Origin of the sequence: Spongisporangium articulatum (genome assembly GCF_044465595.1) — a bacterium.
Taxonomy (GTDB): domain Bacteria; phylum Actinomycetota; class Actinomycetes; order Actinomycetales; family Kineosporiaceae; genus Spongisporangium; species Spongisporangium articulatum.
The window spans coordinates 41,484-67,604 of the sequence record NZ_JBITLV010000006.1 but is presented as its reverse complement, the minus strand read 5'-3'; the positions used below and the strand labels follow the sequence as shown (position 1 = coordinate 67,604).

General features: G+C 71.9%; 25 protein-coding genes. 2 read left to right on the top strand and 23 right to left on the bottom strand.

Features of this window, described 5'->3' with window-relative positions; all coding sequences use genetic code 11:
• Positions 1-9: 9 nt before the first annotated feature.
• From ACIB24_RS17510 to ACIB24_RS17435, 16 genes are all read right to left on the bottom strand, one after another.
• Positions 10-663 (bottom strand): hypothetical protein, encoded by a 654-nt coding sequence (locus ACIB24_RS17510; RefSeq protein WP_398283009.1) that lies wholly within the window; start codon positions 661-663, stop codon positions 10-12.
• A 111-nt stretch (positions 664-774) separates the two neighbouring features.
• Positions 775-3,396, bottom strand: a complete 2,622-nt coding sequence (locus ACIB24_RS17505) for a RelA/SpoT family protein (protein WP_449619060.1) — start codon at positions 3,394-3,396, stop codon at positions 775-777.
• A 226-nt stretch (positions 3,397-3,622) separates the two neighbouring features.
• Entirely contained in the window at positions 3,623-4,138 is a 516-nt protein-coding gene (locus tag ACIB24_RS17500; RefSeq protein WP_398283005.1) for an adenine phosphoribosyltransferase, read from the bottom strand.
• A complete protein-coding gene (gene secF / locus ACIB24_RS17495; RefSeq protein WP_398283003.1) occupies positions 4,135-5,310 on the bottom strand; it encodes a protein translocase subunit SecF in 1,176 nt (391 codons plus the stop codon). The genes ACIB24_RS17500 and secF overlap by 4 nt, the downstream gene beginning before the upstream one ends.
• Complete coding sequence (secD, locus tag ACIB24_RS17490) at positions 5,310-7,163, bottom strand: protein translocase subunit SecD (RefSeq protein ID WP_398283001.1); 1,854 nt, start codon at positions 7,161-7,163, stop codon at positions 5,310-5,312. Before secD ends, secF begins: the two co-directional genes overlap by 1 nt.
• An 80-nt stretch (positions 7,164-7,243) precedes the next feature.
• Positions 7,244-7,537 carry a preprotein translocase subunit YajC gene (locus ACIB24_RS17485; protein ID WP_398282999.1) on the bottom strand — a complete coding sequence of 98 codons (294 nt, stop codon included), beginning with the start codon at positions 7,535-7,537 and terminating at the stop codon, positions 7,244-7,246.
• Positions 7,538-7,636: 99 nt separating this feature from the next.
• Positions 7,637-8,722 (bottom strand): Holliday junction branch migration DNA helicase RuvB, encoded by a 1,086-nt coding sequence (gene ruvB, locus ACIB24_RS17480; RefSeq protein WP_398282997.1) that lies wholly within the window; start codon positions 8,720-8,722, stop codon positions 7,637-7,639.
• Entirely contained in the window at positions 8,719-9,357 is a 639-nt protein-coding gene (gene ruvA, locus ACIB24_RS17475) for a Holliday junction branch migration protein RuvA (protein ID WP_398282995.1), read from the bottom strand. The genes ruvB and ruvA overlap by 4 nt, the downstream gene beginning before the upstream one ends.
• 40 nt (positions 9,358-9,397) lie before the next feature.
• Complete coding sequence (gene ruvC / locus ACIB24_RS17470) at positions 9,398-9,964, bottom strand: crossover junction endodeoxyribonuclease RuvC (RefSeq protein WP_398282993.1); 567 nt, start codon at positions 9,962-9,964, stop codon at positions 9,398-9,400.
• 50 nt (positions 9,965-10,014) lie between these two features.
• Complete coding sequence (locus ACIB24_RS17465; RefSeq protein ID WP_398282991.1) at positions 10,015-10,770, bottom strand: YebC/PmpR family DNA-binding transcriptional regulator; 756 nt, start codon at positions 10,768-10,770, stop codon at positions 10,015-10,017.
• A gap of 51 nt (positions 10,771-10,821) precedes the next feature.
• Complete coding sequence (locus tag ACIB24_RS17460) at positions 10,822-11,271, bottom strand: MarR family winged helix-turn-helix transcriptional regulator (RefSeq protein ID WP_398282989.1); 450 nt, start codon at positions 11,269-11,271, stop codon at positions 10,822-10,824.
• Positions 11,268-12,743, bottom strand: coding sequence for an MFS transporter (locus ACIB24_RS17455; RefSeq protein WP_398282987.1), 1,476 nt, complete (start codon positions 12,741-12,743; stop codon positions 11,268-11,270). Before ACIB24_RS17455 ends, ACIB24_RS17460 begins: the two co-directional genes overlap by 4 nt.
• 21 nt (positions 12,744-12,764) lie before the next feature.
• Positions 12,765-13,373 (bottom strand): pyridoxal 5'-phosphate synthase glutaminase subunit PdxT, encoded by a 609-nt coding sequence (gene pdxT, locus ACIB24_RS17450; protein WP_398282985.1) that lies wholly within the window; start codon positions 13,371-13,373, stop codon positions 12,765-12,767.
• Positions 13,370-14,281, bottom strand: a complete 912-nt coding sequence (pdxS, locus tag ACIB24_RS17445; protein WP_398282983.1) for a pyridoxal 5'-phosphate synthase lyase subunit PdxS — start codon at positions 14,279-14,281, stop codon at positions 13,370-13,372. The genes pdxT and pdxS overlap by 4 nt, the downstream gene beginning before the upstream one ends.
• A gap of 125 nt (positions 14,282-14,406) precedes the next feature.
• On the bottom strand, positions 14,407-14,982 hold the full coding sequence (locus tag ACIB24_RS17440; RefSeq protein WP_398282981.1) for a hypothetical protein: 576 nt from the start codon (positions 14,980-14,982) through the stop codon (positions 14,407-14,409).
• Entirely contained in the window at positions 14,979-16,169 is a 1,191-nt protein-coding gene (locus ACIB24_RS17435) for an APC family permease (protein ID WP_398282979.1), read from the bottom strand. Before ACIB24_RS17435 ends, ACIB24_RS17440 begins: the two co-directional genes overlap by 4 nt.
• 93 nt (positions 16,170-16,262) lie before the next feature.
• Between ACIB24_RS17435 and ACIB24_RS17430 the strand changes: the two genes are divergently transcribed.
• Both ACIB24_RS17430 and ACIB24_RS17425 read left to right on the top strand, forming a co-directional pair.
• Entirely contained in the window at positions 16,263-16,754 is a 492-nt protein-coding gene (locus tag ACIB24_RS17430) for an Lrp/AsnC family transcriptional regulator (RefSeq protein WP_398282977.1), read from the top strand.
• 65 nt (positions 16,755-16,819) lie between these two features.
• Positions 16,820-19,309: a S8 family peptidase gene (locus ACIB24_RS17425; RefSeq protein ID WP_398282975.1), complete on the top strand. Its 2,490-nt coding sequence runs from the start codon at positions 16,820-16,822 to the stop codon at positions 19,307-19,309.
• Here the strand turns inward: ACIB24_RS17425 and ACIB24_RS17420 are convergent.
• From ACIB24_RS17420 to ACIB24_RS17390, 7 genes are all read right to left on the bottom strand, one after another.
• Positions 19,306-20,466 carry a glycosyltransferase family 4 protein gene (locus ACIB24_RS17420; protein WP_398283600.1) on the bottom strand — a complete coding sequence of 387 codons (1,161 nt, stop codon included), beginning with the start codon at positions 20,464-20,466 and terminating at the stop codon, positions 19,306-19,308. The genes ACIB24_RS17425 and ACIB24_RS17420 overlap by 4 nt on opposite strands.
• Positions 20,467-20,468: 2 nt before the next feature.
• On the bottom strand, positions 20,469-21,389 hold the full coding sequence (locus tag ACIB24_RS17415; RefSeq protein ID WP_398283598.1) for a phosphatidylinositol mannoside acyltransferase: 921 nt from the start codon (positions 21,387-21,389) through the stop codon (positions 20,469-20,471).
• Positions 21,389-22,036: a phosphatidylinositol phosphate synthase gene (gene pgsA, locus ACIB24_RS17410; protein WP_398282973.1), complete on the bottom strand. Its 648-nt coding sequence runs from the start codon at positions 22,034-22,036 to the stop codon at positions 21,389-21,391. Before pgsA ends, ACIB24_RS17415 begins: the two co-directional genes overlap by 1 nt.
• 13 nt (positions 22,037-22,049) lie before the next feature.
• Positions 22,050-22,628, bottom strand: a complete 579-nt coding sequence (locus ACIB24_RS17405) for an HIT family protein (protein ID WP_398282971.1) — start codon at positions 22,626-22,628, stop codon at positions 22,050-22,052.
• A 99-nt stretch (positions 22,629-22,727) separates the two neighbouring features.
• On the bottom strand, positions 22,728-24,716 hold the full coding sequence (thrS, locus tag ACIB24_RS17400) for a threonine--tRNA ligase (protein ID WP_398282969.1): 1,989 nt from the start codon (positions 24,714-24,716) through the stop codon (positions 22,728-22,730).
• Between the two features lie 47 nt (positions 24,717-24,763).
• The gene (locus tag ACIB24_RS17395; RefSeq protein ID WP_398282967.1) at positions 24,764-25,324 is read right to left on the bottom strand and encodes a gamma-glutamylcyclotransferase family protein; all 561 of its coding nucleotides are present in this window, start codon (positions 25,322-25,324) and stop codon (positions 24,764-24,766) included.
• Entirely contained in the window at positions 25,321-26,106 is a 786-nt protein-coding gene (locus tag ACIB24_RS17390; RefSeq protein WP_398282965.1) for a sulfite exporter TauE/SafE family protein, read from the bottom strand. The genes ACIB24_RS17395 and ACIB24_RS17390 overlap by 4 nt, the downstream gene beginning before the upstream one ends.
• Between the last annotated feature and the right edge of the window lie 15 nt (positions 26,107-26,121).

Below are 26,121 nucleotides of genomic sequence, written 5' to 3'. Positions count from 1 at the left end.
ACTCATTCATCACCAGGGGTTTTCGAGTTCCTCCCACGCACGGACCACAGGCCGCGCCCGGGCTGATCCTCGCGCGTAGCGCATGCGTGAGAGCTGCCGCAACACCTGCGCGGGGCGCACACCACAGTGCCGACCGAGCTGCACCAGCCAGGACTGTGCCTGATCCGCCGGAAGATCCCGGGCCAGGTCGGCGGCAGTGCGCACGGCATGCGTGAGACGCAGCCCGTGGACGACGGTCGTCTCCCCCGCCCCGAGCGCCACCTGCCGGCCCGTCACGCCGGCGTCCGCCGGGCGCCGTTCACCGGCCCCGACGATGACGTCGATCGACCCGGGGAGTCCGGGTAGTTCGGCACCCGGAGCGCCGGCCTCGCCCAACAGCACCCACGCGGCGGCCCGGAAGGCGACCACCCATCGCTCCCGAGCACTGTGGGGCACGAACAGCCCGGCAGTCAGCGCGCGGCACAGCCCGTCGTCGGGGACATCGATGGCGACCACGGCGTCGCCCAGGACCGGACGAACCAACTCCTCGCGCAGCAGCACCTCGACCTCGGCCCGATGCTGCGGTGCCACCCGGAACGGCATCGACGCCAGGTCGAGTTCGCGCGGCGGTGCCTGCCCGGCGTGCCGAGTGAGCTGGTGTGGGATCGAGCGGTTCGTCTGCACGCGCCCCATCGTGCCCGCGCTCGACCACGCTGAGGGGCGGCCGTCGTCCAGCTGTGGAAAACCCGCCCTGTGGGTGGCAGGACGAACCCGCTACAGCGGGCTCGGTGAGCCTCAGTCGCCGCGCGAACCGGTGATGCGGTAGGCGTCGTAGACCCCGTCGACGCGGCGCACCGCGGCGATCACGTGCCCGAGGTGGGCCGGGTCGCCCATCTCGAAGGTGAACCGGGAGATCGCCATCCGGTCGCGTGAGGTCTGCACCGTCGCGGCGAGGATGTTCACGTGGCTGTCGGAGAGCACCCGGGTCACGTCGGACAGCAGCCGGTTGCGGTCGAGCGCCTCGACCTGGATCTGCACGAGGAACACGCTGGCCTGGGTGGGCGCCCACTCGACCTCGACGATCCGGTCGGGCTCCTCGCGCAGGCCGACCAGGTTCACGCAGTCCTCGCGGTGGACGGAGACGCCGCTGCCCTTGGTCAGGAAGCCGATGATCGGGTCGCCCGGCACCGGGGTGCAGCAGCGGGCCAGCTTCACCCAGATGTTCTCCATGCCCGGGATCACCACGCCGGGGTCGCCCATCTTGGGCCGCCGCGGGCGCATGGGCGAGGTGACCTCGGCCATGTCCTCCTCGGCCCCCGCCTCGCCACCGGCGGCCTCGAGCAGCTTCTCGACGACGTTGGCCGCCGACACGTGCCCCTCGCCGACCGCCGCGTACAGGCCCGCGACGTCGGTGTAGCGCATCTCGGAGGCCAGCGTCAGCAGCGCCTCGTGCGACAGCAGCCGCTGCAGCGGGAGGTGCTGCTTGCGCATGACCTTGGCGATCGCCTCCTTGCCGGACTCGATCGCCTCCTCCCGGCGCTCCTTCTGGAACCACTGCCGGATCTTGTTGCGGGCCCGCGCGCTGCGCACGAAGGTCAGCCAGTCCTTGCTGGGCCCGGCCGCGTCGGTCTTCGAGGTGAAGATCTCGACGACGTCGCCGTTGTCGAGCGCGCTCTCCAGCGGCACGAGCCGCCCGTTCACGCGCGCCCCCATGCACCGGTGGCCGACCTCGGTGTGCACGGCGTAGGCGAAGTCGACCGGCGTCGCCCCCGAGGGCAGCGCCACGACGTCGCCCTTGGGCGTGAAGACGTAGACCTCCTGCGCGTTGATCTCGAACCGCAGCGAGTCGAGGAACTCGCCCGGGTCCGCGGTCTCCCGCTGCCAGTCGAGCAACTGGCGCAGCCAGGTCATGTCGGTGCCGCCGTCGGGCGCGCCCGTCAGCTCGTCCTTGTACTTCCAGTGCGCGGCCACGCCGTACTCGGCCCGGCGGTGCATCTGGTGGGTCCGGATCTGGATCTCCACCGGCTTGCCCTCGGGCCCGATCACCGTCGTGTGCAGCGACTGGTACATGTTGAACTTGGGCATCGCGATGTAGTCCTTGAACCGGCCGGGCACCGGGTTCCAGCGTGCGTGCAGTGCACCGAGGACGGCGTAGCAGTCGCGGACCGAGTCGACCAGCACCCGCACCCCGACCAGGTCGTAGATGTCGGCGAAGTCGCGACCCCGCACGATCATCTTCTGGTAGACGGAGTAGTAGTGCTTCGGCCGGCCGGTCACCTCGCAGCGGATCTTCCCCTGCCGCAGGTCGAGCCGGACCTGGTCGCGCACCTGGGCCAGGTAGTCCTCACGGGCCGGCGCGCGCTCGGCGACGAGCCGGACGATCTCGTCGAACACCTTCGGGTAGAGCGTCGCGAAGGACAGGTCCTCCAGCTCCCACTTGATGGTGTTCATACCCAGCCGGTGGGCCAGCGGGGCGTAGATCTCCAGCGTCTCCTTGGCCTTCTTCTCGGCCTTGTGCGCCGGCACGTACCGCCAGGTCCGGGCGTTGTGCAGCCGGTCGGCGAGCTTGATGACGAGGACCCGGATGTCCTTGGACATCGCGACGACCATCTTGCGCACGGTCTCGGCCTGCGCGGCGTCGCCGAACTTGACCTTGTCGAGCTTCGTCACGCCGTCGACCAGCATCGCGACCTCGTCGCCGAAGTCCTCGCGCAGGCTCTCGAGCGTGTAGTCGGTGTCCTCGACGGTGTCGTGCAACAGGGCCGCCGCCAGCGTGGGCGGCGTCATGCCCAGTTCGGCCAGGATGGACGCGACGGCCACGGGGTGCGTGATGTACGGGTCCCCGCTCTTGCGCTTCTGCCCGGCGTGCGCCTTCGACGCCACCTCGAAAGCCCGCTCGATGACGGTGAGGTCGGCCTTGGGGTGAGCGGTGCGCAGCGTCCGCAGCAACGGCTCGAGCAGGGGCGACGTGGTGGTCCGCGGGCTGCCCAGCCGGGCGATGCGGGCGAAGACACCGGTCGGGGACAGTTGGACGTCGCCCGCGGGCGGAGCGGTCGGGCGCGCCTTCTCCCCCGGCATGACGGGCGCTGGGACCGGGATGCCGAGCGGCGGCGTCGACGCCGGGTTCGCCGCAGCGTCGGGAGCCGGGTCGGCCCGCTCCTCGTCCTCGACCGGCGCCACCTCGGCGTGGGCCTCGGTGACGGAGGGGTCGCCCGTGGGCACGGCCTTCAGGGCGGGGACGGGCGGCTCGTCGATGAGGTGGCCCTTGGCGGGCAGCGACGTGGAGGCGGACTCTCCGGGCCGGGTCGACGGGACGGGCACGACGTCGGGGACGACCGAGGGCGTGGCGGCGGCGGGCGTGGCGGCGGGCGCGGCGGCGGGCGCGGCGTCAGGCGCGGCGTCAGGACCGGGGTTCATCCCGGCCTGGTGGTCCGCCCTGAGCGCTGCCTCGTCCGGCACGGAGCCTCCCGTCGCTGGAGACCTCGGGTGAGGTCTGGAGGGACCGTCAGTCTAGGCCCCACCGATCGGCACGATCCGAAAGCCGCTGAAGCGACCGATGAGGAGGTTTCATTCCCGGCCTCGGACCAAACGTCCCATAGCGGACGCCCCGGGTGTGGGAACCCGGCCGACGATCAACGGGCGATCAGTACGTGACGAGCGACGTGACGGGCAGGTCCCCCAGCGCCTTGCGCCCCTCCAGCGCCTCGAGCTCGATCAGGAACCGGGCCCCGATCACCTTCCCGCCCAGGCCCTCGACCAGCTCGCGACCGGCTCGCGCGGTGCCGCCCGTGGCGAGGACGTCGTCCACCAGCAGCACCCGCTGGCCCGCCTTGACGGCGTCCTTGTGCACCTCGATCGTCGCCTCGCCGTACTCCAGCTGGTACGACTTCGACTCGGTCTCGTACGGCAGCTTGCCGGCCTTGCGGATCGGCACGAAGCCGACGCCGAGGGCCAGGGCCACCGGGGCGGCGAGGATGAACCCGCGCGCCTCGATGCCGGTCACCAGATCGACCTCGCCCTCCAGTCCGGCGACGAACTGGGTGATGACCTCCTCGAACATCTCCGGGTCGGCCAGCAGCGGCGTGATGTCCCGGAACATGATCCCGGCCGAGGGGTGGTCCGGGATGTCGCGGATGCCCTCCGCCAAGGAGATGCTCATCGGTTCGGCCCCCGGTTGGCGCGGGTGGAACGCTTCGGTTGCCGCCTCTGCGGGCCGTCCGGTTCACCGAGGGCGCGCCCGGACGACGTCCGTACGGTGGTCGGGACGCCCGCCCCGGCCGGGCCTTCGGCCTCCGGCTCACCGGCCGGGCCGGCGCTGCCGGCTCCGACGCCGACGAGTGCCTCGGCCGGCGCCTTCTCCGCCCGGCGCTTGAGCAGCTTCTCGGCGTGCACGCGCAGCGGCTCCTCGCGCATCCGCATCGACACCAGCAGCGGCGTGGCGATGAAGATCGAGGAGTAGGTGCCGGCCGCGATACCGACGAACAGCGACAGGGAGAGGTCACGCAGGGTGCCGGCCCCGAGCAGGAACGCGCCGATGAACAGGATGGAGCCGACCGGCAGCAGCGCCACGACGGACGTGTTGATCGACCGGACCAGGGTCTGGTTGACCGCGAGGTTGGCCGCCTCGGCGTAGGTGCGCCGGGTGGACGTCGTGATGTGCTCGGTGTTCTCCCGCACCTTGTCGAAGACGACGACCGTGTCGTAGAGCGAGTACCCGAGGATCGTCAGGAAGCCGATCACGCTGGACGGCGTGACCTCGAAACCGGCCAGCGCGTAGACGCCGACCGTGATGACGAGGTCGTGCACGAGCGCCACGAGCGCGGCGGCGGCCATCTTCCAGGTACGGAAGTAGATGCTGATGACGGCGGCCACCAGGATCAGGAACGCCACCAGGCCCTGGATCGCCTTGGTCGAGACGTCGCGGCCCCAGCTCGGGCCGACGAACGATGCGGTGACGTTGGTCGTCGGCACGTCGTAAGACTTGGCCAGGGTGGCGGCGACCTGCTCGGTCTGCTCGTCGCTGAGCCGGTCGGTCTGGATCCGCAGACCGTCGCGGCCGATCTTCGAGACCAGCGGCTCGCCGGCCTCCGGCGCGGCCGACTTGACGATGTCTCCGGCCTTGATGGTGTCGGTGTTGGCGACCTTCGAGATGCGGAACTCGGACCCGCCGCGGAACTCGATGCCGGGGTTGAGGCCCGGGTAGAACAGCGCGATCAGCGAGATCGTGCAGGTGACCAGCGCGATCGAGTACCAGATCCGCCGCTTGCCGACGAAGTCGATCGACCGGCGGCCGCTGTACAGCTCGTTGCCGAAGGTGGCGAAGCGCCCCATCAGACGTCCCTCCCGCTCGCCCCGGACGTACTGCCCGAGCTCGTGGCGCCGACTGTGTCGTCGTCGGTTTCGGCCTCGGCCGCTGCGGCCCGCCGGGCGGCGATGCTCTCACCGGGCTGGCGGACCCGCCCGCGGCCCGCGTAGGCGGGCGTGAGCCGACCCAGCTGCTCGGGCGAGAAGCCCGACCAGGTGTGGCCCTCGCCGAAGAACTTCGACTTGGCCAGGAGCGTCACGGTCGGCTTGGTGAAGAGGAAGACGACGATCACGTCGATCGCCGTGGTCAGGCCCAGGGTGAAGGCGAAGCCCTTCACACCCCCGACCGCCAGGAAGTACAGGACCACGGCGGCCAGCAGGCTGACCGTGTCGGAGGCCAGGATCGTGCGCCGGGCGCGCGTCCACCCCGTCTCCACCGCCGCCCGCAGGGGGCGGCCTTCACGTACCTCGTCGCGGACGCGCTCGAAGAAGACGATGAACGAGTCGGCCGTGATGCCGATCGAGACGATGAGGCCGGTGACCCCCGGCAGGCTGAGCCGGTAGCCCTGCTGCCAGCTGAGCAGCAGCACCATTCCGTAGCTGAGCGCCGCCGCCACGAGCAGGCTGAACACCGTGACCAGGCCCAGCCCGCGGTACTGCAGCAGCGAGTAGATGACGACCAGCACCATGCCGATCAGGCCGGCCAGCAGGCCGCGCTCGAGCTGCTCGGCGCCGAGCAGGGCGGAGATCGTGTCCTGGGTCTGGACGTTGAACGACAGCGGCAGCGCACCGAACTTCAGCTGACTGGCCAGCTGCGAGGCCGTGTCGGCGGTGAAGTTGCCGGAGATCTGCGCCTGCCCGTTCGGGATCCGCTCGTTCACCGTCGGGTGCGTGACCACCAGGTTGTCGAGCACCACGGCGAACTGGTTCTGCGCGCCGGTCAGCGCGGCCAGCCGCTCGGTGACGTTCGAGAAGGCCTTGGCGCCGGTGCTGTTGAACGTCAGGTTGACCTGGTACTGCCCGGTGGAGAAGCCTTGCGAGTTGGTGCCCAGACCGTAGGTGGCGTCCTTGATGTCCTTGCCGTACACCTCGATCGGGCCGAGGATCAGCTTCTCGGTGCCGTCGTTCGAGCAGGTGACGATGGCTTTCTTCGGGTCCTGGACCGTCTTCTGGACGGCCTCCAGGTCCTGACAGTTCAGCGCGGTGAACTCGTTGTAGAGCGCCTCGGTGATCTGGTTCAGGTCGCTCGGTGTCCCGGCGGCGAGAGTGGTGTTCGAGTCCGTCGAGCTGCCCGAGCCGGTCGAGTCGGTGCCCGGATCGCTGCTCGCCGTGCTCGGGGCCGCCGAGGGGTCGGTCGTGGCGGCCGCCTTCACCAGGGCCTGCGGCACGATCCGGTTGCTGGTGGCGCTCGGCGTCGCAGCGTTCACGGAGGCCGACGCCTTCGCGCTGGCCTTCGGGGTTGCGCTGGACGACGGGCTGGACGACGCCGACGGCGTGGCCGTCGCGCTGGCCGTCGGGGCGGCACTCGCGACGTAGAGCACCGGTCGGAAGTTCAGCTCGGCCGACTGCTTGACCAGGTCGATCGTCTTCTGGTCGGCCTTGCCGGGGATGCTGACGACGATGTCCTGGTTGTTCTGAGTGGTGACCTCGGCCTCGGCCACGCCGGAGCCGTCGACGCGCTGCCGGATGATGTTCACGGCTTCGGTCAGCTGGGCAGTCGTGATCTTGGCGCCGCCCGACTGGGGCACCGGCCGCAGGATGATCTGCGTGCCGCCCTCGAGGTCGAGCGCGAGCTTCGGGGTCCACTGTGCCGTGCCCCAGATCGTCCCGGCTCCGACGACTCCGAAGATGACGGCCAACAGGACTGCGAGAGCCAGCAACGACCTACCTGGTCGGGTGGCTGGGCCGGAACGTGCCACGGGAACGGATCTCTTCTCTGGGTTGGACAGGGATTGACGGCTTACGGGCTGTTCGGTTCTTCAGGTTCTGCAGGTTCAGACGTGTCGGTGGGTTCGGAAGGTTCGATCACGCGGGCGATCGCCGGGCGCGCCCACGTCATGTGCACCCCCGGCGCCACCTCGAGGACGACCGTGTCCTCGTCTTCCTGTACCGACACGATGTCGCCGTAGACCCCTGACGTCATCATGACGCGCCGACCCGGCTCGGCCGCAGCCTGCGTGGCCACCATCTCCTGCTGCTGCCTGCGCATCCGCCGGAAGGGGACGACGAGCAGCAGCACGAGAACGCCGAGCACGATCAGGCTACCGATGTCTGGCACTCCAGACCCCGCCTTCCCCACTCGTGCCGACATCCGCGACGGCGCGTCCACTCCGTCGCGGATGCTCTCACACTCTCAGCGCTCTTCGGGCAACAGAGGTTCCTGCACGGCGCCGCCCGCTGCGGGAGGGCCGTGCGGGGTGGGGTGGGCGGGGGCGCTCAGGCCCAGATGTGCCCAGGTGGCGGGGGTTGCGACCCGCCCGCGCGGGGTGCGCCCGAGCAGGCCCTCGCGCAAAAGGAACGGTTCGGCAACGGTCTCCACGGTCTCCGGTTCCTCGCCCACGGCGACGGCCAGCGTCGACAGGCCGACCGGGCCGCCGCCGAAGCGCAGGCACAACGCCTCGAGCACCGAACGGTCGAGCCGGTCGAGGCCGCGCGCGTCGACCGCGTACACCTCGAGCGCGGCGCGGGCCGCAGCCAGGTCGAGCGTGCCGTCCCCCTTGACCTGCGCCCAGTCCCGGACGCGGCGCAGCAGCCGGTTCGCGATCCGCGGGGTGCCTCGCGAACGGCTCGCGACCTCGGCCGCCGCCTCACCGCTCAGGTCGACGCCGAGCAGCGACGCCGACCGGCGCAGCACCTGCTCCAGCTCGTCGGGTTCGTAGAAGTCGAGGTGCCCGGTGAAGCCGAACCGGTCGCGCAGCGGCCCGGGCAGCATGCCGGCCCGGGTCGTCGCCCCGACGAGCGTGAACGGCGGTAGGTCGAGCGGGATGGCCGTCGCCCCCGGGCCCTTGCCGACGACGACGTCGACCCGGAAGTCCTCCATCGCGACGTACAGCATCTCCTCGGCGGGCCGGGCCATCCGGTGGATCTCGTCGAGGAACAGCACCTCGCCCTCGGTCAGCGAGGACAGGACGGCGGCCAGGTCGCCGGCGTGCGTGATGGCCGGCCCGCTCGTCACCCGCAGCGGCGCGCCGAGCTCGTGCGCCACGATCATCGCCAGGGTCGTCTTGCCCAGCCCGGGCGGCCCGGACAGCAGCAGGTGGTCGGGCGCCGACCCGCGGGTCTTGGCGGCGGCCAGCAGCAGCGACAGCTGCTCGCGGACCTTGCGCTGCCCGACGAACTCGGCCAGACGCTTCGGCCGCAACGCCGTCTCGACGACGCGTTCCTCCTCGCCCGCGTCGGTGCCGACCAGCCGGACCTCCTCGGCGTACGGCTCCGTCACGTGCGCCCCAGCTCCTTCAGCGCGGCGCGCAACACCTGCGCCACGTCGGGCGGCTCGGTCACGTCGAGCACCCGGTCGTCCTCCGCCGACCCTGCGACCGCGACCACCGCATCACCGGCCGCCTTGACCGGCCAGCCCAACCCGACCAGGGCCTCGACGACCTGTTCCCGCCACGGCTCGGCGGCGACGGTGGGCGCCGCACCACCCCCGGCCGTCACCAGCGCCACGCCGGTCGGCGCCCCGAGCCGGTCGGTCAGTTCGAGGACGATGCGCTGGGCGCCCTTGCGCCCGATGCCGGGCACCTTGGTGAGCGCCGTCAGGTCCTGAGCGGCCACGGCGGCCCGCAACCCGTCGGGGCTGTGTACGGCGAGCATGGCCAACGCCAGGCGCGGACCGATGCCCGAGACCGTCTGGACGGTCTCGAACACGTCGCGCTCGTCGGCGTCCGCGAAGCCGAACAGCGTGAGCGAGTCCTCCCGGACGACGAGGCTCGTGGCGAGCTCGGCCTCCTGGCCCGTGCGCAGCCCGGCCAGGGTCGCCGGCGTCGCCTGCAGCAGCAGCCCGACGCCACCGACCTCGAGGACGCACGAGTCGAGCCGGACGGCGAGCACGCGCCCGCGCACCGAAGCGATCACCGGAACCTCCGAACAGCCCAGCCGAACAGGTGTACGAAGGCTAGCGCCGGGTGCCGACATTCCCGGCGCGACGCGCCGCCTCGGCCCACTTCTGCTGCGCGGGGGTGAGCTCGCCCGCGGACCCCGCGGACGGCGTCCCCCCACGCCACAGGTGGCACACGGCGAGGGCCAGCGCGTCGGCCGCGTCGGCCGGGGTCGGGCGGGCGGGTAGGTGGAGGATGCGGGTGACCATCTCGGCCACCTGGTCCTTCCCCGCCCGGCCCGACCCGGTGACCGCGGCCTTCACCTCGGACGGCGTGTGCACCGCGACCGGGATGCCGAACCGCGCGGCGGCCAGGAACGCGACCCCCGCGGCCTGCGCCGTCCCCATCACGGTGCGGACGTTGACCTGCGCGAACACCTGCTCCACGGCCAGGACGTCGGGCCGCAGCTGGTCGAGCCAGCCGTCGAGCGCGTCGGCCAGCCCCCGCAGCCGCTCGGGCACCGGGTCCCCGGCGGGCGTGCGGATCACGTCGACCGCGACGAGGGAGACCCGGCGGCCGGGCAGCCCGTCGACGGCACCCACGCCGCACCGGGTCAGACCGGGATCGATCGCCAGCACGCGCACCCCGCCAGCATGCGGCACCGTCCGCCGCTCACCGCCGGACGACACGCGGCTCAGGCGTCGATCGCCTCCATGACCTCGTCGGACACGTCGAAGTTGGCGTAGACGTTCTGCACGTCGTCGCAGTCCTCGAGGGCCTCGATCAGCCGGAAGACCTTGCGCGCGCCGTCCTCGTCGAGCGGGACGGCGACGCTGGGCACGAACTGGGCCTCGGCCGAGTCGTAGTCGACGCCCGCGTCGACGAGCGCGGTGCGCACCGGCACCAGGTCCGTCGCTTCGCTGACCACCTCGAAGCTGTCGCCGAGGTCGTTGACCTCCTCGGCGCCCGCCTCGAGGACCGCCAGCAGGACGTCGTCCTCGGTCAGGTCGCCGGCCTTGGGCACCACCACGACGCCCTTGCGGGTGAACATGTAGGCGACGCTGCCCGGGTCGGCCATGGTCCCGTTGTTGCGGGTCATCGCCGTGCGGACCTCCATCGCGGCCCGGTTCCGGTTGTCCGAGAGGCACTCGATCAGGAGGGCGACGCCGTTCGGGCCGTACCCCTCGTACATGAACGACTGGTAGTCGGCGCCCCCGGAGTCGGCGCCCGAGCCACGCTTGACCGCGCTGTCGATGTTGTTGTTCGGCACCGACGACTTCTTGGCCTTCTGGATGGCGTCGTAGAGCGTCGGGTTGCCGGCCGGGTCACCACCGCCGGTGCGGGCGGCGACCTCGATGTTCTTGATCAGCTTGGCGAACATCTTGCCGCGCTTGGCGTCGATGACGGCCTTCTTGTGCTTGGTGGTGGCCCACTTTGAATGGCCGGACATCTGAAACGCCTCCCACGTGCCGGAACAACTGCAACTTTTCCCCGACCGATCCTACTCAGGCGTGAGCAGGCTGAGGATCCGGCGCAGCTGGGCCAGGTCCTCGGTGCTCAGCCGGGACATCTCCTCCGGCGGTGCGACGACGATCCGCCGGGCCCGCTCGGCCTGCTCGCGGCCGGCCGGGGTCAGGGACACCAGCTTGGAACGGCCGTCGCTCGGGTGCGGACGTGACTCCACCAGGCCCCGCTCCAGCAGGTCCCGGATGATGACGGTCGTGTACGGCTTGTCCGTGAGGAGTTCGGCGGCCAGCTCGTGGTGGGCCAGCTCCCCCGGTTCGAGGTGCAGCATCGCCTTGATCCGGCTGTAGCCCATCCCGAGTTCCTCCGAGGCGGCCCGTCGGTGGTCGCCGCGGCCGAAGACCAGGTCGCGCATCAGCAACCACACCTCCTGGGCCGTCGCCGGATCGCCCGCCGGATCGCCCGAGGCAGGCGGTGACCCGCTCATGCCGTCACGCCCACCTTCGCGGCCCTCGCCATCGACTCCTCCTCGTCCGCGGCCCCGATCAGCTCCGCCGTCCGGGCGGCGGTGGCCCGCGCCCACCGGCCCGTGCTCAGCACGGCCAGCACCAGCACGAGCAACCCGCAGCCGGTCACGATCCACCAGCCGGCCCCGGCGGCCAGCACCCGCACCGCCAGGGTGGACCCGGCGACCGAGCTGACGACAGTACCGATCACCGCCACCCCGAGGAGCTGTCCCACCTGCCGGCTGGTCGAGGCGATGGCCGCCGCCACCCCGGCCCGGGCCAGCGGCATGCCGCTGACGGCCGTGTTGGTGATCGGCGCGTTCACCGCGCCGAAGCCGGCGCCGAACACCACGTAGGAGGTGACCAGCCAGGCCCGGGACGTGTTCTCGTCGAGCCCCGTCAGCATGAGCGCGCCGGCGGTGAGCAGGACACCGGCCACGACCAGCGGCAGCCGCGGTCCCCGGGCCGCGACCAGGCGCCCGGACAGCGGTGAGCAGAGGATCACCGGGAGGGCCATCGGCAGCGTGTACAGGCCCGCAGCCAGGGCGGACATGCCCCGCACGTCCTGCAGATAGAGGGTGTTCAGGAACAGGAAGCCCGAGAAACCGCCGAAGGCCGCGACCGCGATCAGGGTCGCGCCGCTGAACGGGGCGCTGCGGAAGAACCGCAGCTCGAGCAGGGGCTCCCGGCGGCGCAGTTCGTAGGTCACGAACGACACCCCGGCGAGCAGACCGAGCCCGGCCAGTCCCAGCGTGCCCGGTGCGGTCCAGCCCAGCCGGGGCGCCTCGATGATCGACGCGGTGGTGGCGGCCAGGAGCGCGATCATCAGCGCCTGACCGACCGGGTCGAGACGGCGGGCCCGCGCGGCGCGCGACTCGGGGACGAACCACCAGGTCAGGACCAGCGCCGTCACCCCCACCGGGACGTTGATCCAGAAGATCGACGGCCAACCGACGGAGCTGACGAGCAGCCCTCCGACGACCGGGCCGAGGGCCATGCTGATCCCGACCACGGCCCCCCACACACCGATCGCCCGCGCCCGTTCGCGTCGGTCGACGAACGTGTTGGTGATGATCGACATCGCGACCGGGTTCAGCATCGAGGCACCCATGCCCTGGAGCACACGGAAGCCGACCAGCCATCCGAGACCGGGCGCCAGGCTGCACAGCAAGGACGCCGCCGAGAAGGTCGTCAGGCCGATCCGGAAGACCCGGCGCCGGCCGAACCGGTCCGCCAGCGACCCGCCGAGCACCAGTAGCGAGGCGAAGGCCAGGACGTACGCGTCCACCGCCCACTGCAGGCCCGCGACGTCGGCATGGAGGTCCCGCCCCAGGGACGGCAGGGCGACATTCATGATCGTGTTGTCCAGGCCGACGATCAGCAGGCTCAGGCAGCAGGTCGCCAGCACGGCCCACCGCCGGCGCCGATGGAGCTCAAGATCAGTTGTGGTCACACAACTATTATAGACCTACAACTATTGGGTCGCTACAACCATCTCGGCGAAGAGCCGGTGCACACGGTGGTCGCCGGAGATCTCCGGGTGGAAGGACGTCGCGAGCAGGTTCCCCTGCCGGACGGCGACCGCCCGCTCCCCCGCCTCGGTCGCCACGGAGGCCAGCACCTCGACGTCCGGCCCGACCGCCTCCACCCACGGGGCTCGGATGAAGACGGCCCGGAACGGGCCGCCGTCCAGGCCCTGGACATCGAGGTCCGTCTCGAACGACTCGACCTGGCGCCCGAAGGCGTTGCGGCGCACCACGATGTCGAGCCCGCCCAGCGACTCCTGACCCGGCGCGATGTCGCGGATCTCGTCGGCCAGCATGATCATGCCGGCGCACGACCCATACACGGGCAGCCCCTCGGAGATCCGCTTGAGCAGCGGTTCGCGCAGCTCGAAGATCTTCGTCAGCTTGTCGATGGTGGTCGACTCGCCCCCGGGGATGACGAGCCCCTGGACGTCGTCCAACTCGGCCGGGCGGCGCACCCCGACGGCGTCCGCCCCCGCCTCCCGCAGGGCGGCCAGGTGCTCGCGGACGTCGCCCTGGAGCGCGAGAACGCCGATCCTGGGCCGGTTCTCGCTCACCAGCCGCGTTCGGCGAGCCGGTGCGGCTCCGGGATCTCGTCGACGTTGATACCGACCATGGCCTCGCCCAGCCCGCGGCTGACCTTGGCGATCACGTCGGGGTCGTCGTGGAACGTCGTGGCCTTGACGATCGCGGCGGCCCGGGCCGCCGGGTCGCCGGACTTGAAGATGCCCGAGCCGACGAACACGCCGTCGGCACCCAGCTGCATCATCATCGCCGCGTCGGCCGGGGTGGCGATGCCGCCCGCGGTGAACAGCACGACGGGCAGCGCCCCGCGCTCGGCGATCTCCTGGACGAGCTCGAGCGGGGCCTGCAGCTCCTTGGCGGCCACGTACAGCTCGTCCTCGCTCATCGAGGACAGCCGGCGGATCTCGCCGCGGATCTTGCGCATGTGGGTCGTGGCGTTGCTGACGTCGCCCGTACCGGCCTCACCCTTGGAGCGGATCATGGCCGCGCCCTCGGCGATCCGGCGCAGCGCCTCGCCCAGGTTCGTCGCGCCGCACACGAAGGGCACGGTGAACTTCCACTTGTCGATGTGGTTCGTGTAGTCCGCCGGGGTCAGCACCTCGGACTCGTCGATGTAGTCCACGCCGAGGCTCTGCAGCACCTGGGCCTCGACGAAGTGCCCGATCCGGGCCTTGGCCATCACCGGGATCGACACCGCGGAGATGATCCCGTCGATCATGTCCGGGTCGCTCATCCGGGAGACGCCGCCCTCGGCGCGGATGTCGGCGGGGACGCGCTCCAGGGCCATCACGGCCACGGCACCGGCGTCCTCGGCGATCTTGGCCTGCTCGGGCGTGACGACGTCCATGATCACGCCGCCCTTGAGCATCTCGGCCATGCCGCGCTTCACACGGCCGGTACCGGTGGCGGTGCCGCTCGACGGGGTGGTGGGAGTGCTCACGACTGGGACCTCACAGCAGGATTGGCCGTCTTCGGGGATGCCACAAACTCTACGCTCACCAGCGTAGGCCGCCGATTGGCCTGATCAGGGGGCTGATTGGCCTGAATTGAACGTCACTCAGCCCGTCACTGGCCGGTCTCGACCGCGAGCGCCGCCGGCACCTCGTCGTCCAGCTCGACCATCCGCGGCCAGGCCGCCCGGCCGGCCAGCCGGGCCCAGCGGACCACCCGCTTGCGTCGCATCCGCTGGGCGTGGGCCACCGCGTCGTTGTGGAACCGCCGGGCCAGCTGGGCGCGCCGGGCGGCCGAGGCCAGGTCGACCAGCAGCCCGTCGATCTGCGGGTCCAGCCGCCAGGCGTGCACGGTGTCCGGGTCGGCGAAGGTCGCCTGCAGGCACCGGGTCAGCGCGCTCTCGACCTGCTCGGACAGGGAGTCCCGACCGCGCAGCGGCTCCCCCGCGTCGACCGGGTCGGTGGCCGCCGCGGCCGCGGCCAGCAGCGGCGGCCCACGCTCGGCCGGCAACCGGTGGGCCACCTCGCGCGCGACGGCGGCCCGGCGGGCCAGCTGCGCGTCGAGCGCCGCCCACGACGCCTCGACCCGGTGGTGCAGCCGGTCCAGGCGCCCGGCCAGGTAGGAGAGGTACCAGCCGACGGCCAGGGCCACGGCCAGCGCCAGCAGCCCCCAGGTCAGCGGATGGTTCACGCTGGAAGACTAGGGCCCACCCCGGCCGGCGCGGGTCGCACCAGAGCGACCACGACGACGAGCAGGGCCCCGAGGGCCGCCCAGCCGCTGGCCACCAGAACGACCAGACTCGCCGCGAAGGCCACGGCCGCGGCCACCCGGACCGGGCCCTCCAGTTGCTGCACGGCCGAGGCGGTGCAGCCCAGGTAGACCGTCAGGAACAGCGCCACCGGGACACCAGCCACATCGGCCAGCGAGAGCTGCCCAGCCCCCACGAGGGTCAGTAGCGCGGCGCCGGCGACCAGCACCGCGAGCTGCACCACCGTCCGCGGTGCGCTCGCCCAGGCTCGGGAGGCGAGTTCGGCCGCGGCCGAGAGGTAGGCGTTGATCCCCGCCAGGGTCAGGACGACGGCGGCGACCGCGGCCACCACCGGACCCGCCCGGCCCACGGCGACATCGAGCAGGCCGGAGAGCGCGGTCGCTCCACCGCGCGGGCCGAGGACCCCCACGACGCTGACCGCCAGCCCGAGGTAGAGAACGGTCGTGACGGCGAACGCGAGACCCAGAACGCGCGGCAACCGGCGGGGGTCGCGCAGCTGGGCCGCGACCGACGCGGACACCTCCCACCCGACGAACGACAGCATCAGGACGACGGACGAGCGGGCGATCGAACCCGTGCCGTGCGGCGCGAACGGCGTCCAGTTCTCCAGGCTCAGACGCGGCGCACTTCCGACGACCGCCACGACGATCACCACCAGCAGCACCGCGACCAGCACCAGCTGAACCGCGGACGACTGCCGCGCCCCGGCCGACGTGAGACCGGCCGCGGTCAGGAGCAGGCCGCCGGCCGCCAGTAGGGCCGTGTCCCGCCCTCCACCGGTGGCCGCCGCCACGTAGCTGCCCCCAGCCAGGGACACGAAGGGCGCGCCGAGCACCACCCCGACGAGGAAGGCCCACCCGACGGCGCGGCCCCCGCGGGGCCCCAGCCCGGCGGCCGCGTAGTCCGCCACCCCGGACCCACCGGTGGCCCGCACCCGCGACCCGAGCACGGCGAAGACCCAGGCCAGCAACCCCGAGAGGGCCAGCAGGGCCGACCAGCCGAGCAGGCTCGCAGGCCCCGCGACGGCGGCCGCCAGGCCGGGGACGACGAGCAGGCTGGGCCCCAGCAGGGCACCGACGGTGAGAGCTGCGGCCCGGGTCGTGGTCATGCCTCCAGGCTGCCGCGAAGGGCGCGGCAGCCGATTGCCGATCCACGCCCCGATCGGTCTATTCGAGCAATAATCGAGCGCGCATCAAGCGATATGCTGCATCTCGTGCCGCCCCTTAAATTCGACGCGACTGATCGTGCCATCGTCGAACATCTGCAGCGGGACGGCCGCGTGGCCAACGTCGACCTCGCCGACGCCGTCTCCCTCTCCCCCTCGGCCGCCCTGCGACGCACCCGGGCCCTGGAAGCGGCGGGCGTCATAAGTGGGTACCGGGCCGAGGTCGACCGCGCGCGGGTCGGGCAGGGCCTGACGGTCTTCGTCTCACTGCGGGTCGACCAGCACTCGCGCGAGACGTCCCGCGCGGTCGAGGAGGCCCTGTCCCGTATCCCGGCGATCGTGGCGATCCACGTGGTCTCCGGCGAGTACGACTTCCTCGTCGAGGCCGTGGTCCCGGACCTGCTGGCCTATGAGCGGGTCCTGCTCGACCAGATCCTGGCCATCCCGCCGGTGCGCGACGCCCGCTCGACATTCGCGATCCGCACCGTGCTCGCCCGCGGGCCGGTTCCGGTCGACGGGTTGAACTGACGCTTATCACGCAGGGGCGTGCCAGCACCCTGGGACTCGGGCCGAGCCCGCCCTACGGTGCGATCATGACGCGCAGCGAGTTCTTCGGAGTCGGGGTCGTGGACGACGGCCTGTCGGTCGAGGCGGCGCTCGCCGCCACGAACGCGCTCGGGCGGGACGTCGGGGCGCTGGTGACGGCCGAGGAGCCGCCGACGCTGCTGGTCGAGGGCGAACTGCTCGTCGAGGTGCCGGACGAGGCCGTCTACCGGAACCTGCAGCGGCGGACGGACCTCGTGGTGGGCCCCGTCTGGACCGTCCCGGAGCCGCCGGCCGGTGTCGATCCGGGCCGGATGCGTCCGACCGACGACCTGCCCCGGCTGTGCACCGTGCGTCCCGCCGAACCGCTCAGCGCCGAGAACCTGTCCGCGGACGCGGTCGTCCCGCACGACGGCCTCGTCGTCGACCTCGTGCCGGCCGCCGCACGGCTGCTGGCCGACGCCGGGACTGCCGTCACCTCGCCGGGGGTCGTCGGTACGTTGGCCCTGGCCGAGTCGTTGCGCCGCTCGGGTCTCGCGGTCGGGGTGAACACCCTGCACGGGCCCGCGACCGTGCCCCAGCCGACGTCCCAGGAGGGCGTCGACCCTGCCACGGGCGCCCCGTTCGACCCGTACACGTGGCCCGAGATCAACGGTCTGGCCCGCATCGACCGCGCCTGGCAGCTGATCGAGGGATACCGGCAACTCGGGGGTGTCCTGGCGCCGGTGACGCTCGCCGTACTCGACCGGGACTTCTGGATCGGGGCCGACGGCACGATGCAGGCCCCGCCCGGCCTGGCCCCGGAGTTCCCGAACCCCGTCGTCAGCTTCCGGGTCGGGGACACGGTGCTGCCCTTCCCGGTGGGCGGCCCGGGCCCCGCCCCCGCCGTCAGCTGGCACGGCCAGAAGGTGGCCTCGGTGGCCGCGGCCCCGCACGACGACCGGGTCGGCGTCGCCGGGGCCGGGGGCCAGGTGGCCGTGCCGTGGTTCGGTTCCATCGGCGTCGACTCGTTCTCCATGGCCACCGCGGTGCTGTGGAGCACCGCCTGGGGAGCGGACGTCATCAACATCAGCCGGGGCGGGCTCGTGGAGGGTCTGCTGGCGAAGTGGTCGTACGCGGAGACGGTGGCCACGGCCTTCGAGTGGGCCCGCGACCAGGGCGTGGTCATGGTGGTGGCGGCCGGGAACGACGACAAGCGCCTGCCCGACTACGACGTCCGGCCCGCGACCCGCACGCCCGGGGTGATCACCGTGGGCGCCCTCGACGGGAACGTCCGCTGGTACGGCGGCCCCTCCGTCGGCAGCAATTTCGGCGAGTCCGTCGACATCTGGACGCAGGGCAAGGACGTGCACGTCGGGCCCACCCCGCTCGCCGCGTCGGTCACCACCGACACGGGGACCAGCCTGGCGGCGCCGCTCGTCAGCGGGGTCGCCGCGTTGCTGCGGGCGCTGCGTCCCGGGATGACCGGGGCGCAGGTGCAGCAGCTCCTGCAGGACACCGGGGTCAAGAACCTGCCCGACGCCAGCACCGGTATCGCCATGAATGCCGGGGCGGCGGTCTGGGAGCTGCTGGCGCACCGGTTCCCCGACGACGCCGGGGAGGGGGACGACGCGACGGGCCGGCCGCGGAGGCTGGTGCGCGACGGCGGGGTCGAGGAGCCGCTGTACCGGCCGGAACGCGGCGGGCCGCAGGCGATCTCGGTACCAGGAGACGCCGACTGGTACGGCTTCACGCTGGACACCTTCGCCTACCTGCGCACCGTCTGCCGCTACGCCTCAGGCCTCGGCACCGCCCGGGTCGAGCTCGTCCCGGACGACCCGGACAGCCGTGCGCTCGACGAGCTGAGCACGATCGACGTCAACCACGGCGTCCAGGTCAGCGTGATGACCGCCCCGGGCACGTACCGGCTGAAGGTCGTCGGGCAGCAGACGCTCTACGACCTCGAGGTCGGGCTGCGGCCCACGACGCTGCAGCCCGACGAGTTCGAGGGGAACGACACGCAGGCGTCCGCGGTCGGGTTCCTGCTCGGCGACGATCCCGCCGCCGGCGACCCGTTCGGCATCTTCGACGTCACCCGGCTCGGGCCCGGCACACACGACCTGACCCTGAAGTCGTCCGGCGACGCGGACTGGATCCGGGTCGACAACTTCGTGAAGGCCGGCGGCCACCGCGAGCCGATGATCATCGTCTCGGACACGGACGCACCGGTGTCGGTCGAGTTCTACGACGCCGACGGCCGCCGGCTGAAGGCGCTGCAACCGGGCCGGCAGGTGCTGGTCACGCTCCCCCCGGGCAGCACCTGGGTACGGTTCAGCACCGCCCAGGCCGCCGGGACGCGGTTCCGGCTGCGGGTCGACCTCGCGGTCGACGTGACCAAGCTGCCACCGCACGACGACATGATCGATGTGTCGCTGTTCGGGCACTGGTGGGAGCGCGAGGGCGTGCACATCACGCACCCGCCCGTGGACGAGACCGAGATCCAGCACGGGTTCACCGGGGCCGACGGCGCCGCGGAGCAGTTCGAGGTCGACGAGAGCTAACGCCAGCGGGAGATCAGGCTGGCCCGCGGGTCGGGCCCCACCCGGTCGGCGCCCAGGCGCACCGTCTCGTACACGTCGAGCACGGCCGCGGCCACGCGACCCCAGTCGTAGCGGCGGACCTCCACCGACGCGGCCTCCGCCAGCGCGGCCCGGCGCGGGGCGTCGTCCAGCAGGTCCCCGAGGGCGGCACTCAGCGCGTCCGGGTCGTCCACGGGCACCAGGACGCCGAACCGGCCGTCGCCGAGCACCCGCCGGAACGCGCCCAGGTCGGAGGCGACCACGGGCGCGGCCGCGCTCATCGCCTCGACCAGCACGATGCCGAAGCTCTCGCCGCCGGTGTGCGGGGCCACGTACACGTCGGCCGAGCGCAGCAACGACATCTTCGCGGCGTCGTCCAACGGCCCGAGAAGTTCCAGGTGCGAACGGGTCTCGTCGCGCAGCCCGGCGAGGGCGTCGTCCCCCTCGCCCCGGCCCAGGACCAGCACGCGCACCCCCGGGTGCGTCGCGACCAGGGCGGGCAGCGCGGCGGCCAGCACCGGCAACCCCTTGCGCGGCTCGTCGATCCGCCCCACGAACGCCACGGTCGGCCGGTCGGGCGTGCCCTGCCAGGCCGGGTTCACCGGGGCCTGCGCGAACCGGTCGACGTAGACGCCGTTGGGGATCACCACGGCGTCGCCGCCGAGATGGTCGACCAGGGTGCGGCGGGCGTCCTCGGAGACGGCGATCCGGGCCGAGATCTTCTCGAACCCCGGGCGCAGGAGCGGGTAGGCGGCCTGCATCGCCCGCGACCGGATGTTGGCGGTGTGAAAGGTGGCCACGATCGGCCCGGTCGCCGCCCACATGGCCAGCATGGACAGCGACGGACTGGCCGGTTCGTGCACGTGCAGGACGTCGAAAGCGCCCTCGGACAGCCATCTCTTGACCTTCGCCGAGTGCACCGGCCCGAAGCTGATCCGGGCCACCGAGCCGTTGTACGGCACCGGGAACGCCTTCCCGGTCGCCTCCACGTAGTCCGGCAGCGGTGTGTCCTCGTCGGCCGGGGCCAGCACGCTGACCGTGTGGCCGTGCCCGATCAGGTGCTCGGCGAGGTCGCGGACGTGGAACTGCACGCCGCCGGGCACGTCGAAGGAGTACGGGCTGACCATCCCGATCCGCAGCGTCACCGCAGGTCCCTGGTGAAGACCTTCTGCAGCATGTGCCAGTCGGCCGGGTGGGCGCGCACGGTCTCGGACAACCGGTCCGCGCAGGCCTGGGTCATGGCCTGCAGCTTCTCCTCGCGCGTCCCGTCCGCGGGTTCCGGCACGGGCGGGTGGACGACGAACACGGACCGCCAGCCGCTGGGGCCGGGTCGGACCTGCTCGTAGTGCAGCATCACCGGCAGCAGCACGGCCCCGGTGGCCAGTGCCAGCGCGGCCGGCCCCGCGGCCACCGACGCCTCCTCGCCCAGCAGCTGGACGCTCACCCCGCTGTGGGTCAGGTCGCGGTCGGCCAGCAGCGGGACGAACCCGCCGCCCTCGAGAGTGCCCTTCAGCCGGGCGAACACGTCCTCCCCGCCGGTGCTGCCCGAGCGCGGGGTGAGCGCGAGGATCTCCATGCCCAGCTGCTCGCGGTAGGCCACGAAGGCGTCGAACAGCTCCTCGGGCCGCAACCGCTCGGCGACCGTGGTCACCTTCGCGTACTCCAGGCCCGACCAGGCGCCCGCATGGTCCCAGTTGCCCAGGTGGCCGAGGAACCCGACCACGCCCCGACCGGCGGCCAGCGCGGCGTCCAGGTGCTCCCGGCCGACCAGCCGCTTCCCCTCGACGATCCGGGCGCGCGACCAGGACGGCAGCCGGAACGACTCGCACCAGTAGCGCAGGTACGAGCGCATCCCGGCCCGGGACAGCTCGCGCAGGCGGGCCTCGTCGGCGTCCGGCACCGCCCGGGCCAGGTTGGCCTCCAGGCGCCGCACCCCGGGGCCGCGGCGCCACCAGGCGACGTCGGCGATCAGCTCGAACAGCCGGTAGGCGGCCCGCTCGGGCAGCAGCCGGACCAGGCGCCAGCCCGCCGTGTACCCCAGCAGGACCAGGCGCTCCATGATCAGGCGGTCGGGTCGGGGACGGCGGCCAGGGCCTGCCGGCGGACCATCAGGATGCGCTGGACCACGGTGACGACGCTGGCCACCGCCAGGAGGGCCAGGACGACGAGCAACGTCTGGTCGGGGATCCACTGGGTACCGACGAACCCGGCGCAGACCAGGGTGGAGACCAGCCGGTCCGCCCGTTCCGCGATGCCCACGTTGGCCTGCATGCCCAGCCCCTCGGCGCGGGCGCGGGCGTAGGAGACGATGCTGCCCAGGATCAGGCAGGTCAGGGCCAGCACCTCGCCGACCTGGTTCCAGTCGTGGCCGAGGTCCCCGTGGTCGTTGCTGTAGTAGAGGATCAGGCCGCCGAACACGGCGGCGTCGCCGAACCGGTCCAGGGTGGAGTCGAGGTAGGCACCCCACGACGACGAGCGCCCCTGCATCCGGGCCATGATCCCGTCGACGGTGTCGCTGAACACGAACGCCGTGACCACCATCGTCCCCGTGAACAGGTGCCCGCGCGGGAACCAGATCAGGGCCCCGGCGCAGACGCCGAACGTGCCGACCAGCGTGACGACGTCCGGGCTGACGCCCAGGCGCAGCAGCAGGCGGGCGACGGGCGTGAAGATGCGCGTGAACAGGGCACGGGCGAATCGGTTCAACATGGCGCTGGTGAGACTACTGGGGCGTACCCGGTGCGGGCCACGCCCCGGCCAGCAGCCCGCGGGCGTCGTCCAGCAGCTGCGGCAGTGCCTTCGTGCGGGCGATGATGGGCAGGAAGTTGGCGTCCCCGCCCCACCGGGGCACGACGTGCTGGTGCAGGTGGGCGGCGATCCCGGCGCCCGCCACGGCCCCCTGGTTCATGCCCAGGTTGAACCCGTGCGGGGCGCTGACCTGGCGGAGCACCCGCATCGCGGTGCGGGTCAGGTCGGCCACCTCCCGGACCTCCTCGTCGGTGAGGTCGGTGTAGTCGGCCACGTGCCGATAGGGCAGCACCATCAGGTGGCCCGGGTTGTACGGGAAGAGGTTCATCACGACGAAGGCCACGTCGCCGCGGTGCACGATCAGACCCTTCTCGTCACTCAGCGTGGGCGCCCGGCAGAACGGGCACTGCTCCTCGCTGCCGTCGCGGGGCCGCTCCTCCCCGTTCAGGTAGACCATCCGGTGCGGCGTCCACAGCCGCTGGAACCCGTCCGGCACCCCGGGCAACTCGCCCTCGGGCACGATCTCCACGTCGTCGGGCGGGTCAGGGTTCACGGTTGTCAGCTTAGAGGGAACGCGCGAGTGGAACCTTCCGCCCCGTAAGGACCTGCTGAGAGCCGCTTTAGGGGGCAGAACGTTCCACTCGGCGAGAACTCAGACCTGCGCCTTCGTCCGGATCGCCTCGACGATGCGCGCGACCGCCTCGTCGACCGGTACCCCGTTGTCCTGTGAACCGTCGCGGAACCGGAACGACACCGCGTCCTTGGCCACGTCGTCGTCGCCGGCGATCAGCTGGAACGGGACCTTCTGCTTGGTGTGGTTGCGGATCTTCTTCGGCATCCGGTCGTCGGAGTCGTCGATCTCCACCCGCACGCCGGCCGCACGCAGCTTCGCCGCGACCTCCTGCAGGTACGGCACGTGCGCGTCCGAGACGGGGATGCCGACCACCTGGACCGGCGCGAGCCAGGGCGGGAACGCGCCGGCGTAGTGCTCGACCAGGACGCCGAAGAACCGCTCGATGGAACCGAACTTGGCGGAGTGGATCATCACCGGCTGCTGCCGGGAGCCGTCGGCGGCGTCGAACTCCAGGCCGAAGCCCTCGGGCTGGTTGAAGTCGTACTGGATGGTCGACATCTGCCAGGTCCGGCCGATCGCGTCCTTGGCCTGCACGGAGATCTTGGGGCCGTAGAAGGCGGCGCCGCCCGGGTCGGGCACGAGCTCCAGCCCGGACTCGACGGCGACCGAGCGCAGGACCTCGGTGGCGACCGCCCACTGCTCGTCGGTGCCCTTGAACTTGTCCTGCTTGGCGGGGTCGGTGCCCCGGTCGGACAGTTCGAGGTAGTAGTCGTTGAGCCCGAAGTCGCTGAGCAGCCCGGTGACGAAGTCGAGCAGGTGCTTGATCTCGGCGGGCGCCTGCTCGGGGGTCACGTACGAGTGCGAGTCGTCCTGGGTCAGGCCCCGGACCCGGGTGAGACCGTGCACCACACCGGACTTCTCGTACCGGTACACGGACCCGAACTCGAACAGGCGCATCGGCAGCTCACGGTACGAGCGCTGCCGCGACCGGTAGATCAGGTTGTGCATCGGGCAGTTCATGGCCTTCAGGTAGTACTTCGAGTGCTCCAGCTCCATCGGCGGGAACATGGTGTCCTCGTAGTACGGCAGGTGCCCCGACAGTTCGAAGAGGTGGCCCTTGGTGATGTGCGGGGTGCCGACGTACTGGAACCCCTCCTCGATGTGCCGCTGCCGGACGTAGTCCTCCATCTCCCGCTTGATCACGCCGCCCTTGGGGTGGAAGACCACGAGGCCGGAACCGATCTCGTCGGGGAAGCTGAACAGGTCGAGCTCGGCACCGAGCCGCCGGTGGTCGCGGCGCTCGGCCTCGGCGAGCCGCTCGAGGTAGGCCTTCAGCTCGTCCCGGGTGGCCCAGGCGGTGCCGTAGATGCGCTGCAGCTGCGGGTTCTTCTCGCTGCCCCGCCAGTAGGCGGCGGCCGAGCGCATCAGCTGGAAACCGTTGGCCAGCAACCGGGTCGACGGCACGTGCGGACCCCGGCACAGGTCCTTCCAGGCCACCTCGCCGGTGCGCTTCACGTTGTCGTAGATGGTCAGCTCGGCCCCGCCGACCTCGGCGGAGGCGCCCTCGGCGGCGTCCTCCACGTCGCCCGACCCCTTCAGCCCGATCAGCTCGAGCTTGTACGGCTCGTCGGCCAGCTCGGCCGCCGCCTCGGCGTCGGTCACCACCCGCCGCCGGAAGGTCTGCCCCTCCTTGACGATCCGCTGCATCACCTTCTCGAGAGCTTTCAGGTCCTCGGGGGTGAAGGGCACGGCGACGTCGAAGTCGTAGTAGAAGCCGTCGCGGATCGGCGGGCCGATGCCCAGCTTCGCGTCGGGAAACACCTCCTGCACGGCCTGCGCCAGGACGTGCGCGGCGGAGTGCCGCAGGACCGCGAGCCCCTCGGGGTCGGCCGCGGTCACGCCCTCGACGACGTCGCCGTCGGCCAGCGGCTGGTCGAGATCCTTCAGCGCGCCGTTGACGCGGGCGACGAGCACCGAGCGGTCGTCCGCGAACAGGTCCGCGCCCGTCGTCCCGGTGTCCACCTGACGCTCGACGCCGGCGACGGACACGGTGAGCTGGGCTGACACGGAACTCTCCTCAGGACGTACAGACACGGAATGTGACCCGTCGGATGCTATCCAACGGGCGGTGGTGAACCCTCATGAAATACCAGCGGGACGACGGGCAGGTGCGTCGGGTGGGCGGCGCGCCGGAGAACGTCCGGTGCGAGGGCCGCCAAGGCGCCGGCGACCAGGTCCAGGTACTCCTGCGTCACCACGGCCCGTTCGGTCCGGCACGCCTCCTCGAGCACCCGCTCCGCCTGCGGGTGCTGCACGTAGGTGACCGCGGCCAACCGCTGCCCCGCCGTGTCGGCCAGGGTCACCGGCATCCGCGCGTAGTCCCGTTCGCGGGCGTCGAGCGCCGGCAGCAGCGAGTCGGGGATGTCGTGCACGGCCCCCGGGCACCCGTACTCCCCCGGCCGTTCGACGAGCCCGTAGCTCGCGATCACCCCGTCGAACACCGTCCCGTCCGGCCGGGTCCAGTACCGGTCCGTGAGGCCGCGCGTGTCGGTGCCGACCACGAGCTCGGCCACGTACCCGGGCAGGAACGCCGGACGCGGCGCCGGCAACGCCCGACCGAGCGTCGCGGCCAGCGACCCGGCGCTGATCAGCGAGCCGTACCCGAACACCTTCACGTCACAAGCAGCTTCACCACGGCCGCGCACCCGACGATCACGATGAACCCACGCAGCAGGGGCGCCGGGAGCCGCCGGCTCAGGGCGGCGCCCACCACCCCGCCCACCGTCGAGCCCACCGCGATCAGCCCGGCCACGGCGAAGTCGAGCTGGCCGGGTGCCGCTATCACGAAGACCAGCGCGGCGACGCCGTTCACGACCGCGGAGAGCACGTTCTTGACCCCGTTCGCGTGTTGCAGCGAACTGGTGAGCAGCCAGCCGAGCAGGCCGATCAGCAGCACGCCCTGAGCGGCCCCGAAGTACCCGCCGTAGACCCCGGCGATCAGGACGCCGAGCATCAGCCCGACGCCCAGCGGGCGGACCGTCGTCCCGGCGGCCTCGGCGGCGGAGGAACCAGGGCGCGCGGCCACGCGCCGCGCCAGGTACGGCTGGGCGACGACCAGCACGATCGACAGCACGATCAGGACGGGCACGATCGCGTCGAAGGCGCTCGAGGGCAACGTCAGCAGGGCCACGGCGCCCAGGGCGCCGCCCGTGGCCGAGCAGAACAGCAGGGGGACGACGACCCGCGCCAGGGCGCGCACCTCACCGCGGTAGCCCCAGGCGCCCGCGACCGATCCGGGCACCAGGCCGACGTTGTTGGAGATGTTCGCGATCACGGGCGGGTAGCCGAGGGCGAGCAGGGTCGGGAAGGTGATCAGCGTCCCGGAACCGACCGCCGCGTTGACGGCCCCGGCCACCGCGCCGGCGGCCAGGATCGCGACGGCGGGCCAGAACTCCACCCCGTCACGCTACGG

Excerpts from the sequence above, each read along its gene's own strand:
- secF (WP_398283003.1), bottom strand. The coding sequence starts at position 5,310 with ATGGGGCGCTTCGCCACCTTCGGCAACGAGCTGTACAGCGGCCGCCGG.
- ACIB24_RS17430 (WP_398282977.1), top strand. The coding sequence starts at position 16,263 with ATGCTGCATCTCGTGCCGCCCCTTAAATTCGACGCGACTGATCGTGCC.
- ACIB24_RS17460 (WP_398282989.1), bottom strand. The coding sequence starts at position 11,271 with ATGAGCGGGTCACCGCCTGCCTCGGGCGATCCGGCGGGCGATCCGGCG.
- ACIB24_RS17435 (WP_398282979.1), bottom strand. The coding sequence starts at position 16,169 with ATGACCACGACCCGGGCCGCAGCTCTCACCGTCGGTGCCCTGCTGGGG.
- ACIB24_RS17505 (WP_449619060.1), bottom strand. The coding sequence starts at position 3,396 with ATGAACCCCGGTCCTGACGCCGCGCCTGACGCCGCGCCCGCCGCCGCG.
- pgsA (WP_398282973.1), bottom strand. The coding sequence starts at position 22,036 with ATGTTGAACCGATTCGCCCGTGCCCTGTTCACGCGCATCTTCACGCCC.
- ACIB24_RS17425 (WP_398282975.1), top strand. The coding sequence starts at position 16,820 with ATGACGCGCAGCGAGTTCTTCGGAGTCGGGGTCGTGGACGACGGCCTG.
- ACIB24_RS17500 (WP_398283005.1), bottom strand. The coding sequence starts at position 4,138 with ATGAGCATCTCCTTGGCGGAGGGCATCCGCGACATCCCGGACCACCCC.
- ACIB24_RS17465 (WP_398282991.1), bottom strand. The coding sequence starts at position 10,770 with ATGTCCGGCCATTCAAAGTGGGCCACCACCAAGCACAAGAAGGCCGTC.